Genomic DNA, 14,678 nt, shown 5'->3' on the forward strand with positions numbered 1-14,678 from the left:
GTCGATGCGATTGAAGTCATTCGTGTGGATGGTAAATCCAGTGGTGGTCAGTTAAGTATCTGGCTGGCCTTGATGGCTCTGGGTGGCGCGCTTTGGCGTCGTCGCCCACAGGTCAAACTGAAGCGTGCAGCATAAGCCATTAGGCAAATAAAAAGGCGACCCGAAGGTCGCCTTTTTTAATTCTTCTAGCCTTATTCTTCTATGCGCTTTTTCAACTGCACTGGTTCGCGATTTTTACGAATGCGAATATTCAGAAGTTCCACTAATAGTGAGAACGCCATGGCAAAGTAGACGTAGCCTTTCGGTACGTGGAAGCCAAGACCTTCACCCATAAGAGTGAAACCAATCAAGATTAAGAAGCTCAGAGCTAGCATTTTGATGGTTGGATGTGCATCGACGAAGTCCCCAATAGCCTTGGCTGCCAGCATCATGACTAATACGGCAACTACAACGGCGATAATCATTACGGCTACGTAATCAACGAGGCCAACTGCTGTAATAACCGAGTCGAGTGAGAAGACGATATCAACCACCGCAATTTGCGTAATGATTGCACCAAACGTGGCTACTTTCCCCGACGTTTTCTGTTCATGGCTACCCTCCAAAGCATGGTGTATTTCTAAAGTACTCTTGCCGAGTAAGAACAACCCGCCAAAGAAGAGAATCAGGTCACGCCCAGAGAACCCCATATCGAATAGATGAAACAAAGGCTCTGTTAGCCCCATCACCCAGACAATCGAGAGCAATAAGGCAATGCGCATACCCATCGCCAGCATCAATCCAATTTGGCGAGCTTTTTGTCGTTGCGACTCCGGCAACCGCCCAACCAAAATCGAAATAAAAATGATGTTATCGATACCAAGCACAATTTCTAAAGCGGTCAGTGTGGCCAGCGCAATCCACGCTTCTGGTAATAAAATCCATTCAAACATAAAGTTCCACTTACATTGGTTAGAGATTGAATTACAATACGAGGGTTATTGATGCTAGACAAGCGGCAATAAAAAATTGCGTTCACAGCTAACTTTGCTAGTATTCGCAACCCTTATAAAACGTTTCATCCGCAGCAACAAAGGCGAACTTTTATGTCTGCAAATTCGTTTCTTGGTATGTTTGCCAAGTCGCCGATCAAACCGATGATCGAGCACATTGAACAGGTTCATGACTGTGCAATGGCCCTCAAACCTTTCTTCCAAGCCGTCTATAAAGGTGATTGGAAAGAAGCCGAAATCCACCGCAAAGAAATCGTCCGTAAAGAAAAAGCCGCTGACGACCTCAAACGCGAAATTCGACTCAATCTTCCTAGCGGCTTATTCATGCCAGTAGAGCGTACCGACCTACTCGAGTTGGTATCGCAGCAAGATCGCATCGCCAATAAAGCCAAAGATATCTCAGGACTGATTACCGGTCGGGAAATGCAAATTCCAGCCGATATGGTGGAAGGTTTTGATGCCTATTTGCAGCGTTGCCTCGATGCGACCGACAAAGCGAAGGAAACCATCAGCGAATTTGATGACTTACTCGAAGCCGGTTTCCGCGGCCGCGAACGCAAAATTGTCGATAACATGATTTCTGAATTGGATGGTATCGAACAAGACACCGATGTGTTGCAGATTCAATTGCGTCGCCAGTTACGTGCGCACGAACAAAACATGAATCCACTCGACGCTATGTTCCTCTACCAGATTCTCGATTGGGTAGGTGACTTAGCTGACCTCGCAGAGCGCGTTGGTGCGCGTTTCGAGCTGATGCTCGCTCGCGTCTAACAGGAGACTCACGATGGATATTATTTCTACGTATAACCTCACGCTGATTCTTCTCGCTGCTGCATTTGCCTTCTTTATGGCATGGGGTATTGGTGCGAATGACGTGGCAAATGCCATGGGTACCTCGGTCGGCTCCAAAGCACTAACTATTAAGCAAGCCATTATCATTGCGATGATTTTTGAGTTTGCGGGTGCCTATTTAGCTGGCGGCGAAGTCACTTCTACCATCCGCAAAGGCATCATTGATTCAGCATACTTTGTCGATACTCCAGAAATACTGGTGTTCGGTATGATTGCGTCCTTGCTAGCAGCAGGGTTCTGGCTGCTCATCGCCTCGTGGCTTGGTTGGCCAGTATCAACCACGCACTCAATTATTGGTGCTATCGTTGGTTTTGCTGCAGTGGGTGTGAGTGCAGACTCGGTCAACTGGGGTAGCGTTGCGGGTATTATTGGTAGCTGGGTGGTGACGCCGTTAATTGCGGGTCTATTAGCCTACTTTGTATTCCTTAGCGCCCAAAAATTGATTTTCGATCAAGATAATCCGTTTGCGATGGCGAAACGTTATGTGCCGATTTATATGGTGCTAACCGGTTTTGTAATTGCGCTTGTGACGCTAACGAAAGGCTTGAAGCATGTAGGTCTTGAGTTCTCCACATTCCAGAGCTTTATGATTGCGCTAGCTGTAGGTATCGTGGTCGGTATTATCGGCAAGTATGCAATTTCACGGATCAAATTTGACCCTTCTGCTGATAAAGACATGCATTACACCAACGTTGAAAAGGTGTTTGCTATTCTTATGGTTGTGACTGCCTGTGCCATGGCGTTTGCCCACGGTTCCAATGACGTTGCTAACGCGATCGGCCCACTAGCTGCAGTGGTAAGCATTGTTGAAAGTGGCGGTGAAATCCAAAGCAAAGCGCAATTGGCTTGGTGGGTTTTACCAGTCGGAGCCGTAGGTATCGTGCTTGGTTTAGCGATGCTGGGTCGTCGTGTTATTGCCACTATCGGTAAAGGCATTACGCACTTAACCCCAAGTCGTGGTTTTGCCGCAGAGCTAGCAGCGGCTAGTACGGTGGTCATTGCATCCGGTACCGGACTTCCGATTTCAACGACGCAAACTCTAGTAGGTGCGGTATTAGGTGTCGGTATGGCACGCGGTATCGCGGCATTGAACTTGGGCGTAGTGCGAAACATCGTTGTATCTTGGGTAGTTACGCTCCCAGCGGGTGCGATTATGTCGATCATCTTCTTCTATATTCTCAAGGCTTCTTTCGGAGTTATCTAAAAGCCGGTGAATAGTGAAAAGATAATAGAAAAAAGAGACTTCGGTCTCTTTTTTTTTGCCTGCGGAAAACTTTTTTTGATGCGGTTTCGACTACAGTATTGAAGCTAGCGGATACGCCGCTGTGATAAAGGGAATCATTCTGTGTTTGCACCGTCTGATCAGCGCCTCGTCAAACGAGCGCTCGAAAATAATAAACAAGCATGGCTCGAACTCGTGAAGCGCTACGAAGGATTAGTCTACAACTATGCCTTGCGTATGGTGAGCAATCGTGACGATGCACTAGATTTGATGCAGGAAGTGTTTCTATCGGTTTTTCGAAATCTGGGAGCATGGCGCGGCGAAAGCTCATTCAAGAATTGGATGATGACTATTGCGCATCACCGATGCATCGAGCACTACCGTCGCCGCAAGTCTTTTGCAGACGATTACGATTTTGAGCAGGAAGCCTCGACGGCCGATTGGGACAGCCCCGAAGCAGTATATTCCGGTCAGCAACAAGGCCAACGACTCGTTCGGGCGATGCAAGAGTTACCGATTGAACAACGCGTGGTGGTTGAGTTGAAATTTTTTCAGCATTTGAGTTTGCAGGAAATTGCGCAGCAAACTGAAACGCCTTTGAACACAGTGAAGTCGCGCCTGTATGGCGCGGTGAGTAAGTTACAAGAATTGGTGGAGGCAGTATGAGTAAGCACCAGGATTTTGAACAATGGTTGCAACGCACAGCCGATGAGATGGTGAATGAACCAGTGCCCGAGTGGCCACGGGAACGCACCTTCCGCGCGACAGCAGAGAATACCTTACGGTGGTGGCAGAAGCCTTGGTTGCCTATGACCTCATTAGCTGCATCGGCATTTGCCATGGTGTTGGTGATTGGCCAAGTGCAGATCCATAACATCGCTGATGGTTTCTCAGTCAGCTTCGGTGGTGGCGTCGACGAAGCCAAATTAACCGCCATGGTCGAGCAGCGCTTGAATGAATACGGTGCCGCCCAACAACTGACATTAGCGAACTACGCCAGCAACCTGCGCGAAGACTTCCGCGAAGACTTTCGCAGTGAACTCGGTGCCGCTAACCAGCAACTCGTGAATTATGTGCTGGCGACCAATCGGCAAGAACGCCAGGACGACATGGAAGATCTCATTCGTTACGTCAACGCCCAACGCGAAGATGATCAGGTCTTTTTTGCCAACCAGTTACAACAATTTTCGGAAGATTGGCTGCAGGAAACCAGCTATCCGATGAGCCCTATGAATAGCACTCAGGAGTAATAACTATGCGTCAATTAATGGTCGCTTCAGCAGTAGCATTAGCAGTAGGTTCGGTCGCCATGACCGCGCAAGCGAATTCGGAGCAACGCGCCGAGCTACGCAAGCAACTCGAAATTATGAACAGTATTTTTGAAACCTCATTGAAACAGGAACAGTCGGGCGAGCGCCGCTTTAGCTTTGGTCGCGGCTTGGACTACAGCTACTTGGCTGGTCAAGGCGTGGTTTACCGCACCCAAGTAGGTGGCAATTCGTTCCGGATGTTCTTCGGTGATGGAGCACCAACCCCACCAATGCCGCCGACTCCGGGAATGGCTGGTATTGCACCACAGATCGAAGTAATTCGCGGCGGTGAAGATGGTGATGAGCTAGTGCGGATGTATTCCGGTGACTCGTTGGAAGCACTGGAAGAGCTAGAGGCACTCGGTGATGAAATGGAAGTCATCATTGAATCACAGGAAATTGTGATCGACGGTGACTCGGTTTGGACTAGTAGCGGTGAGTCTGATGAATCACGCGAAAAAGTGCGCGCTATTACTCGCAATATTCGTGAATCAGGACGAGAAATTCGGGATGTTAGCCGTAAAATCCGTGACCTTGAATTCTCTCGCCGCTCGGCTAATGGCGAAGGGCTGGTGAAAATCGAAAGCGAGCTCGAGAAGGCGCGCAAAGATATGCGCGAACTCGAAACCGAAGTGCAGCAGGAAACTGAAAAGCTCCAAGCCATTAATGCGGAGCGGCAGCAAAAAGTCCTCGTCCGCCGTGCCGAGCGCGAACAACAACGTGCCGAGCGCATTGCTCAATTTGAACAAACCATGGCACAAACTTTGTGTGACTATGGACGGACACTACGGTCGTTACCGAATGGCGAGAACATTACCTTTATCCTTGAAGGTGCAGGTGACAAAGAGCAAGGTGGTGAGGACAAAATCTTCATTTTCTCGAAGCGTAATGTCACCGAATGTTCAGGTTCTGACGGAGCGAGTGATCTATTAGCAGAAGCAGTCACGTACTCCTTTTAACTGGTCATTAGATCGGTTGTCATCTATTCAGGCGCATCCTCGTGGTGCGTCTTTTTTTTGCGCAACAAAACAGGTAAAGTACGCCTCCCGCAAGCCACATGAATGAACCGCCAGCAATGAACGTTTCTGATTTTACATTCGAACTACCAGACGAATTGATTGCCCGTTATCCGCAACCCGAGCGCAGTGCCAGTCGCATGTTGTGTCTCGATGGTCCTACGGGCACGGTAACGCACAGTCAATTCACCGCTATCGTGGAACAACTCCATGCGGGAGACGTGCTGGTATTCAATGATACGCGGGTTATACCAGCACGATTGCTAGGGCACAAACTTAGCCAAGAGCAGGGCGCTGGTGGCAAAGTTGAAGTACTAGTGGAACGCATTGTGGATTCGCATCATGTGCTAGCGCATTTGCGTAGCAACCGAGCGCCAAAAGTTGGGCAGCGGATGTTACTTGAGAACGCTGTCGAAGTAGAAATGGTCGGGCGCAAAGATGCTCTGTTTGAACTGAAGTTTTTAACCTCAGAGCCGGTGCTAGAAGTACTCGAGCAGCATGGGCATATGCCATTGCCACCGTATATTGACCGGCCCGATGAAGACAGTGACCGAGAGCGCTATCAAACCGTTTACAACAAGAAACCAGGTGCGGTGGCAGCACCGACCGCAGGTTTGCACTTCGATGATCAGATTTTACAGCAGCTTCGCGACAAAGGCGTCGAGTTTGCCTACGTAACGCTGCATGTTGGCGCAGGTACGTTCCAGCCAGTACGTGTGGACGTGATTGAAGAACATGTGATGCACAGCGAATATGCCGAAGTTCCCGCAGATACAGTTGCAGCGATTCAAGCGGCTAAAGCGCGGGGGAATCGAGTTGTTGCGGTGGGTACCACATCAGTGCGTTCGTTAGAAAGTGCTGCTCAGGCAGCAGGCTCTGAGTTGATCGCGCCATTCTTTGATGACACCTCGATATTTATTTACCCGGGCTACGAATTCAAGGTCATCGATGCGATGATCACCAATTTCCACTTACCCGAATCGACGTTAATCATGTTGGTATCGGCGTTTGCAGGACGTGATGCCGTATTAGCCGCCTATGCTGAAGCGGTACAAGAGCGTTATCGCTTTTTCAGTTATGGCGATGCCATGTTTGTGACGAAGCAGAACGGCTAAGGTATACTTGCGCCTCTCGGACTGTTTTTCCGTGTTTAACTCGGTGATGAAATGAAATTTGAACTCTTAAAGACCAGCGGCAAAGCACGCCGCGGGCGCATGATTTTTGATCGTGGTGTAGTTGAAACACCTGCCTTTATGCCAGTGGGTACCGCAGGTACTGTGAAAGGCATGAGCCCTGAAGAAGTGGCCGCTACCGGTGCGCAAATCTGCCTCGGTAATACCTTTCATTTGATGTTGCGTCCTGGCACCTCAATTATTAAGCAGCACGGTGACCTGCACGACTTTATGAATTGGGACAAACCGATTCTTACTGATTCGGGTGGTTTCCAAGTATTCAGCTTAGGTGAGCTGCGCAAAATTACCGAAGAAGGCGCGACCTTTCGTTCGCCAATCAACGGTGAAAAGATTCTTTTGACCCCAGAAAAGTCGATGGAAGTGCAACGTGATCTGGGCGCTGACATTGTCATGATTTTTGATGAATGTACGCCACATCCCGCAACTGAGGAGCAGGCGCGTACATCGATGGAATTGTCATTGCGTTGGGCACAGCGCTCGAAGCAAGCGCATGGCGACAATCCTTCGGCATTGTTCGGTATCATTCAGGGCGGTATGTATGAAGAGCTGCGTACCGAATCATTGAACGGGCTTACAGACATTGGTTTTGATGGTTACGCCATTGGTGGTTTGAGTGTCGGTGAACCGAAAGAAGATATGATGCGTGTACTCGATCATATCGCGCCGGAAATGCCAGCGGATAAGCCGCGCTATCTGATGGGTGTGGGTAAGCCAGAAGACCTCGTTGAAGCGGTACGACGTGGCGTCGACATGTTCGATTGTGTGATGCCAACGCGGAATGCTCGTAATGGTCACTTATTCGTAAGCACAGGTGTGGTGAAGATTCGTAATGCAGTGCATCGCACCGACACCGGACCACTGGATTCTGAGTGCGACTGTTATACCTGCCAGAACTATTCGCGTGCGTATTTGCATCACTTGGATCGCTCCAATGAAATGCTCGGTGGTCGCTTAAACACGATTCACAACTTGCACTACTATCAGAAAGTGATGCGCGATTTACGTGAGGCGATTGCTGAAGATCGCCTTGAAGCACATGTTGCTGAGTTCTACGCGAAACGCGAGATGGAAGTACCCGCGCTTAAATAGCGCGGGCAATATCGATAACGTAAGGCTTGATACCAGCGAAGAAGAATTCGACCGCAATCAGCATTACAATCAGACCCATCAAGCGCATAAGAATCTTCGAGCCACTGCGGCCAAGCTTCGCCAGTAATTGACGGCCGCTCGCTAAAACAATGGCAGTGAGCACACAGACCACAAAAATAGCGACGTACATGCTAATTGAGCTACCTGGACCGGTACTGGCCTGATTGGTCAATATCACCATGGTGATAGCGCCAGGGCCGGCAATCATTGGTATTCCGAGTGGTGTAACTGCTACGTCAGAGCCAAAGTCGCCGTCGGTTTCGCCATCAACGCGCTTGGGAACGGTGCGGCCACGTAGCATTTCGTAGCCCATCACGAAAAATAGAATACCGCCGGCAACGCGGAGTCCGTTGACGGAGATACTAAAGAAGCTAAAGATCGCTTCACCAAGTAATGCAAAGACGCACAGCGCGATAAACGCGGTAATTGATGCCCGCATAGCTACCCAGCGCGCAGCTTTCGGCGTCATTGCCTCGGTCAACGCAATGTAAATAGGAATCGCCGCGACCGGATTGATCATGGTGAACATAGAAGTAAACTGAAATAAAAATGTCTCGAGCATGGGTGGACTCCGCCAATATAGCGCTGCGCTGGGTTAACGAGCTTAGCTATTGTAGCGAGATATTGTAACGGGAATGTAGGGCAAAGCAACGCATTCCAAGCGGTCGCAGAGATTTCCCGAAAGCAAAGAAAAACATGATCTCTAGCTTTACAAGAGGATCTGAACTCGCTACAATTCAGCACCATTTTTAATTGTCGTGGTTAAAAATTAACCAATCCGATAACCAACAACAGAATTTTCATTGAGGTGAGATTTTAATGCCAGTTGTTAAAGTAAAAGAAAACGAGCCGTTTGACGTAGCACTGCGTCGTTTCAAGCGCTCTTGCGAGAAAGCAGGTGTACTGTCTGAAGTTCGTCGTCGTGAATTCTACGAAAAGCCAACTTCAGAGCGTAAGCGTAAGAAAGCCGCTGCTGTTAAACGTCATGCGAAGAAGCTGTCGCGTGAGAACGCGCGCCGCACTCGTCTTTACTAAGACCGCGCTTGATTCTTGCCTGATCGTGTAAACGATTAGAAAAGCCGAATGGGGAAACTCATTCGGCTTTTTCATTGCGTGTTTGCAAGGCTCGCGTTTCACAGTAGAATCGATCGCTCAATTCAAGCGCTGTTCCGTTTCAATCCGACTCAAGCAAAAGGACTTCCATGGCTGGTCTCATTCCAAAAAGCTTCATTCACGATCTGTTGGATCGCGCGGATGTTGTGGAAGTGGTTGATAGCCGAGTCCCGTTGAAAAAAGCAGGTCGGAATTATCAGGCGTGCTGCCCATTTCATAACGAAAAATCACCCAGCTTCACCGTCGCTCCCGACAAGCAGTTCTATCACTGTTTTGGCTGTGGTGAGCATGGCAATGCCATTGATTTTTTAATGAAGTTTGACGGTCTCGAATTCCCCGAAGCCATTGAAGAGCTGGCGCGGATGATGGGTCTTGAAGTACCGCGTGAACAAGTAGCCAATCCACAAGCCGAAGCACGCAAACGCGCACAAGCCGCAGATGACTACCAGCAAATGGAATTGGCAGCCAAGTTCTTCGCTCATCAGTTACGCAAGCATCCGAACTCCGCGCGTGTGATCGACTACTTGAAAGGGCGTGGACTCAGTGGCGATATCGTCAAAAGCTTCCAGATAGGCTATGCGCCTGCTGAGTGGGATGGCTTACTGAAAGCCCTCGCCAAATCGCAAAATGACAAGCAACAACTAGCCGAATTGAAGCTACTGAACAATAACGACAGCGGCCGTTTCTATGACTTCTTCCGTGACCGCATAATGTTTCCGATTCGTGATCGGCGCGGGCGGGTTGTCGGCTTCGGTGGTCGCATCCTCGAAGGTGATGGACCCAAGTACCTGAACTCGCCCGAAACTCGCGTGTTCCATAAAGGCCGAGAGCTGTACGGCTTCTATGAAGCACGGCAAGCGCATAAAAACCAGCTCGACCAAGTCGTCATTGTGGAAGGCTATATGGACGTGGTGGCGCTAGCGCAGGCGGGTATTTCCTACGCGGTGGCGTCTCTAGGTACCGCAACCACTACCGAACAACTGCAGATGCTGTTTCGTGCCACCAAGCAAGTGATTTGTTGTTACGACGGTGACCGTGCCGGTCGCGATGCCGCTTGGCGCGCCTTAGAAAATGCGTTGCCGTTGCTAACTGACGGCCTCGCGATGACTTTCCTGTTTCTGCCCGATGGCGAAGACCCTGACACGCTCGTGCGCAAAGAGGGCAAAGAGGCCTTTGAACAGCGCTTAGGGCAGGCGCAGAGCTTCACTGACTACTTCTTTGAGCATCTGAGTGCTCAGTACGACCTCAGCACTGACAGTGGCCGTGGTGCGCTATTGAGTGATGCGCGACCGCTCATTGAAAAAGTCGCCAGCGAGTTCTACCAAGAGTTGCTGACCGAGCGCTTAGCTAAACTATTGCGTCGCGATGTGTCGCAAATCAAGAGTCATGTGAAAACACAAACAGCGGCAAGCAATAAACCGTCGGATGCACTAAAAATGACACCGATGCGCCGTGCCATTGGGCTGTTGGTACAGCATCCAGCTATCGGCAAAGACATCCCCATTCATGATGAACTCAAAGGACTGAAAATCCCAGGCATCGATTTACTGCTAGCACTGCACAAGCAAACCCATGAACAACCGCGCACCAGCGCACAGTTACTGGAACTCTGGCGTGACACCAAAGAAGAAAAAGCACTCCGCCAATTGGCAAGCTGGCAACATCAGCTTGATGATGAGGATGTGGAGAAAGAGTTCTACGGAATCTTCTGCTATTTCATTGATGAGTTCGTGAAGCAGCGCGCTGATGAATTGATTGAAAAAGAGCGCCACAGTCCACTCACGAAAACCGAGAAGCACGAGTATCTCACCTTGCTTAAATATCTTAAAAAATAGCTAATTTCGCTAATCTGTCAGTGAATTCCTCACTGACGTTTCCTCACGCTTTCTTGCAAACCGTTACATTTAAAGGCTTTCCCGAGTTGGCATCATGCTTGCATACTGTATGAGTCAGAAGTCGACAATACTTCAATTCGAATCATTATTAGACATCGAAATAAAGAATACATATGGAGAATTCAGATGCGTAAAACTCAAGTAGCAGGATTAGCCGCAGCATTGGTTGCTGCTTTAACGTTGCAAGGTTGTATTGTGGTTGCTGACGGCGACGGCAGCTATAGCTCTTCATCCGACAGCTGGCAGAAACAAGAACGTGAAAATCGAAAAGTGATTGCTAGCCTCGACGAAGGTGCCACCATTAACGGTATCGAAAATCAATTAGGTACACCAAATTTCTCTGAGCTGTGGACAGTCGATGGCGACACGTATCGCGTTCTTTACTATCGCACCCATCGTACCGCCTCAGATGGCGAAACCACCAAAGATGAATGCACACCATTAGTCTTTGTGAACGGTAGTTTAGTGGGCACTGGTGACCTAGCTGTGAGCCGAATTCCTGCTAAGAATTGATTAAATTCTGGCTGAAAACTACAGAATCTGCTATCATTTCCGGTCTTATATTTATCTCCCTTTCGAATATCGATACCGGGGATTAAGACCGGTTTTGCTTATTTAATTTTTGCTCGTTAAATAATAGGTGGTAGATCTGTATGCAGCAGAGTCGTCAATCACAACTCAGACTTCTTATTGCCAAAGGAAAAGAGCAGGGTTACCTGACTTTTTCCGAAGTGAATGACCATTTACCTTCTGAGATTGTAGATTCTGATCAAATTGAAGACATCATCAGCATGATCAACGACATGGGTATCAAGGTGTTTGAAAACGCACCAGATGCCGATGAGCTGATGATGAGTGAAGACACCGCCGATGAAGACGCAGCAGAAGCTGCCGCGCAAGCATTAGCGAGTGTTGATGGTGAATTAGGCCGTACCACTGACCCAGTGCGCATGTACATGCGTGAAATGGGTACTGTTGAGCTGTTGACCCGTGAGGGCGAGATCGATATCGCAAAGCGTATCGAAGAAGGCATCAACCAAGTTCAGTGTTCGGTAGCAGAATATCCAGAAGCGATTAACTTCCTGCTCGAACAGTGGGATACCTGTGAAGCTGAAGAAATGCGTCTGACTGACATCATTTCAGGCTTCATCGATCCTAACGAAGTAGACACTGCGCCTGTAGCCGCCACACATATCGGCTCTGAGCTCTCAAAAGAAGAGCTTGAAGACGAAGATGATGACGATGACGACGACGATGATGATGACGCGAACGAGGGTGGTATTGACCCTGAGTTTGCCCGTCAAAAATTCGGCGAATTGCGTGACCAGTATGAGAAAACTCGTGCGGCCATCAGCAAGCACGGTCGTGATCATGCGAAAGCTCGCGTGCAAATTGAAGCACTCAGTGATCTCTTCAAACAATTCCGTTTAGTACCGAAGCAGTTCGACCGTCTGGTCAAAGACATGCGCGACATGATGCATCGTGTGCGTGTGCAAGAACGTTTGATCATGAAAATGTCAGTCGAACAAGCCGGTATGCCAAAACGTAATTTCATGAAAGCGTTTGCTGGTAACGAAAACAGCACCGCTTGGTTGGAAGCACAAATCAGCTCTGGTGAGAGTTATTCGGATGCTCTGAACGAGCTGAAAACCGAACTTGAGCGTTGCATTCACAAACTCGCAGAAGTTGAAATCGAAACCGGTTTAACTATTGCGAAAGTGAAAGACATTAACCGTCGCATGTCGATTGGTGAAGCGAAAGCGCGTCGTGCCAAGAAAGAAATGGTCGAAGCGAACTTGCGTTTGGTTATCTCGATTGCGAAGAAGTACACCAACCGTGGCTTGCAGTTCTTGGATTTGATTCAAGAAGGTAACATCGGTTTGATGAAAGCGGTCGACAAGTTCGAATACCGTCGTGGTTATAAGTTCTCAACTTATGCAACCTGGTGGATTCGGCAGGCAATCACCCGTTCTATCGCGGACCAAGCACGCACCATTCGTATTCCAGTGCATATGATCGAAACGATCAACAAGCTGAATCGTATCTCGCGGCAGATGCTGCAAGAGATGGGGCGTGAGCCGTCGCCAGAAGAATTGGCTGAGCGCATGGTCATGCCAGAAGATAAAATCCGTAAGGTGCTGAAAATTGCCAAAGAGCCAATCTCTATGGAGACGCCCATTGGTGATGATGAAGACTCGCATCTGGGTGATTTTATTGAAGACACCACGCTTGATTTGCCGGTGGATTCAGCAACTTCAGAAAGCTTACGCAATGCGGTACGTGAAGTCCTTGGTGGCTTGACGCAGCGTGAAGCGAAAGTTCTGCGGATGCGCTTCGGTATTGATATGAACACTGACCATACGTTGGAAGAAGTCGGCAAGCAGTTTGACGTAACCCGTGAACGGATTCGTCAGATTGAAGCGAAGGCGCTGCGTAAGCTTCGTCATCCAAGCCGCTCAGAGCAACTGAAGTCATTCCTCGACGAATAGTTGCAGGCCAGCGTGTTCAGGTGAACGAATACGTTGATTAAGAGTCAGAAAAAGCTCCCCATGGTGACATGTTGGAGCTTTTTTCATACCGCGTATAAACGGGCTCGATGTGAAATTTGTGCCTAAATGCGTTAAAGTAGTGCTAATTTCGCTGAAAAGGATGATTTATGATCAACTCCCCAAAGCGTATTGTGGATGCGCATTTTCACATTTACAACAGCGCTTATCCTTTGATTGAGAACCAAGGCTTTTTACCGCCACCGTTCTCGGTTGAAGATTATCAACATCGTACCAAAGAGCTGAATATTGTCGGCGGTGCGGTGGTATCAGGCTCAGTACAGGGCTTTGACCAAAGTTACTTTAAACCGACGCTGGATCAGCTTGGTGAGAACTTTGTGGGTGTTACCAACTTACCTAGTACCGTGTCCGACAAACGCATTCTTGAGCTGCATGAGCAAGGCATCCGTGCCGTGCGCGTGAACCTAAAGCGCGGCGTAGTGAGCGGCTTAGATAACATGGTCGACTACGGCAAACGAATCTGGGATCTAGTCGGCTGGCACTTAGAACTGTATGTCGACAGTCGTGAGCTCGATGAAGTGATTCCAAAACTAGTCAAACTGCCAAAAGCATCAGTGGATCATCTGGGTATGGCACGCTCTGGCTTGTCACAAGTGCTGCGCTTAGCTGAAGCTGGCGTGAAGATTAAGGCAAGCGGCTTCGGTCGTACCGAGGTCAACGTCGCGCAAGCTGTGAAGAAGCTGTACGACGTCAATCCTGACTGTTTGATGTTTGGTACCGATTTACCATCAGCGCGTACCGAGCGCCCGTTCAACTTGGGCGACATCGACACCGTATACGAAGCGCTTCCTGACGAAGCCGCTATCGATAAAGTATTCGCGACCAACGCAGCCGAATTTTACGGCATTAAACTCTAACTTTTCGCGGCTAAGGTCATGACAAGCGGGCGCAATTTTCATATACTTGCGCCCGCTTTCGTTTTCTACGCAGCAATCCTCACATGGCCCCTTAGCTCAGTGGTTAGAGCACCCGACTCATAATTAGTGAGTCCATGTGGTACCATAGGAAATGTTGGTTCAAGTTGTAAAATCGTGGCCCCATAGCTCAGTTGGTTAGAGCATCCGACTCATAATCGGCAGGTCCCCTGTTCAAGTCAGGGTGGGGCCACCAATCCACAAAATACGCGGCTTCTAGCTGTGCTAAGTTCTAAAATCCATCACTCTTACTAGCAAAATCGACTGGCTGTAGCTGAAAAAGCTTGGGCTTGTTAATTATTCATGGTTTCAAGCACAACCAAAGCACCACGTAATACACCGGCTACAGCATAGTGTAAAAAGTCGTAAGGTATATCTAAATTTATCCGTTGTGAATTTGAGGGTTTAAGCATCTTAACCCCCACCCCTAAATTGTCATAAATGACAGAGTG

Annotated in this window: 14 protein-coding genes and 1 tRNA gene; 13 read left to right on the top strand and 2 right to left on the bottom strand. The window is 48.8% G+C overall.

Going from position 1 to position 14,678, the window contains the following annotated elements:
* Nucleotides 1–191: 191 nt before the first annotated feature.
* Nucleotides 192–932, bottom strand: a complete 741-nt coding sequence (locus ACN0S4_RS10865) for a TerC family protein (RefSeq protein ID WP_417657699.1) — start codon at nucleotides 930–932, stop codon at nucleotides 192–194.
* Between the two features lie 153 nt (nucleotides 933–1,085).
* Here ACN0S4_RS10865 and ACN0S4_RS10870 point away from each other — a divergent pair, with 153 nt between their 5' ends.
* From ACN0S4_RS10870 to tgt, 7 genes are all read left to right on the top strand, one after another.
* Nucleotides 1,086–1,766, top strand: coding sequence for a TIGR00153 family protein (locus tag ACN0S4_RS10870; RefSeq protein ID WP_417657700.1), 681 nt, complete (start codon nucleotides 1,086–1,088; stop codon nucleotides 1,764–1,766).
* 13 nt (nucleotides 1,767–1,779) lie between these two features.
* Complete coding sequence (locus ACN0S4_RS10875) at nucleotides 1,780–3,051, top strand: inorganic phosphate transporter (protein ID WP_417657701.1); 1,272 nt, start codon at nucleotides 1,780–1,782, stop codon at nucleotides 3,049–3,051.
* 141 nt (nucleotides 3,052–3,192) lie between these two features.
* Nucleotides 3,193–3,735: an RNA polymerase sigma factor gene (locus ACN0S4_RS10880; RefSeq protein ID WP_417657702.1), complete on the top strand. Its 543-nt coding sequence runs from the start codon at nucleotides 3,193–3,195 to the stop codon at nucleotides 3,733–3,735.
* Nucleotides 3,732–4,319, top strand: coding sequence for a hypothetical protein (locus ACN0S4_RS10885; protein WP_417657703.1), 588 nt, complete (start codon nucleotides 3,732–3,734; stop codon nucleotides 4,317–4,319). The genes ACN0S4_RS10880 and ACN0S4_RS10885 overlap by 4 nt, the downstream gene beginning before the upstream one ends.
* Before the next feature lie 5 nt (nucleotides 4,320–4,324).
* Complete coding sequence (locus ACN0S4_RS10890; protein ID WP_417657704.1) at nucleotides 4,325–5,338, top strand: hypothetical protein; 1,014 nt, start codon at nucleotides 4,325–4,327, stop codon at nucleotides 5,336–5,338.
* A 116-nt stretch (nucleotides 5,339–5,454) separates the two neighbouring features.
* Nucleotides 5,455–6,510, top strand: a complete 1,056-nt coding sequence (gene queA / locus ACN0S4_RS10895; protein ID WP_417657705.1) for a tRNA preQ1(34) S-adenosylmethionine ribosyltransferase-isomerase QueA — start codon at nucleotides 5,455–5,457, stop codon at nucleotides 6,508–6,510.
* 51 nt (nucleotides 6,511–6,561) lie between these two features.
* Nucleotides 6,562–7,677 (top strand): tRNA guanosine(34) transglycosylase Tgt, encoded by a 1,116-nt coding sequence (tgt, locus tag ACN0S4_RS10900; protein WP_417657706.1) that lies wholly within the window; start codon nucleotides 6,562–6,564, stop codon nucleotides 7,675–7,677.
* Here the strand turns inward: tgt and ACN0S4_RS10905 are convergent.
* Nucleotides 7,670–8,299: a MarC family protein gene (locus ACN0S4_RS10905; RefSeq protein ID WP_417657707.1), complete on the bottom strand. Its 630-nt coding sequence runs from the start codon at nucleotides 8,297–8,299 to the stop codon at nucleotides 7,670–7,672. The genes tgt and ACN0S4_RS10905 overlap by 8 nt on opposite strands.
* 257 nt (nucleotides 8,300–8,556) lie before the next feature.
* On the opposite strand from ACN0S4_RS10905, the gene rpsU reads away from it, so the two are divergent.
* The 6 genes from rpsU (at nucleotide 8,557) to ACN0S4_RS10935 (ending at nucleotide 14,422) form a co-directional block, all read left to right on the top strand.
* Nucleotides 8,557–8,772, top strand: a complete 216-nt coding sequence (gene rpsU / locus ACN0S4_RS10910) for a 30S ribosomal protein S21 (protein WP_034733010.1) — start codon at nucleotides 8,557–8,559, stop codon at nucleotides 8,770–8,772.
* A 167-nt stretch (nucleotides 8,773–8,939) separates the two neighbouring features.
* On the top strand, nucleotides 8,940–10,685 hold the full coding sequence (gene dnaG / locus ACN0S4_RS10915) for a DNA primase (protein WP_417657708.1): 1,746 nt from the start codon (nucleotides 8,940–8,942) through the stop codon (nucleotides 10,683–10,685).
* Between the two features lie 186 nt (nucleotides 10,686–10,871).
* Nucleotides 10,872–11,258, top strand: a complete 387-nt coding sequence (locus ACN0S4_RS10920; protein WP_417657709.1) for a DUF3192 domain-containing protein — start codon at nucleotides 10,872–10,874, stop codon at nucleotides 11,256–11,258.
* 140 nt (nucleotides 11,259–11,398) lie between these two features.
* On the top strand, nucleotides 11,399–13,234 hold the full coding sequence (gene rpoD / locus ACN0S4_RS10925; protein WP_417657710.1) for an RNA polymerase sigma factor RpoD: 1,836 nt from the start codon (nucleotides 11,399–11,401) through the stop codon (nucleotides 13,232–13,234).
* 167 nt (nucleotides 13,235–13,401) lie between these two features.
* A complete protein-coding gene (locus ACN0S4_RS10930; protein ID WP_417657711.1) occupies nucleotides 13,402–14,169 on the top strand; it encodes an amidohydrolase family protein in 768 nt (255 codons plus the stop codon).
* 176 nt (nucleotides 14,170–14,345) lie between these two features.
* Nucleotides 14,346–14,422: transfer RNA gene (locus ACN0S4_RS10935), tRNA-Ile, on the top strand.
* Nucleotides 14,423–14,678: the final 256 nt, after the last annotated feature.

The organism is Pseudidiomarina aestuarii, assembly GCF_048263735.1.
GTDB classification, from domain to species: Bacteria; Pseudomonadota; Gammaproteobacteria; order Enterobacterales; family Alteromonadaceae; genus Pseudidiomarina; species Pseudidiomarina aestuarii_B.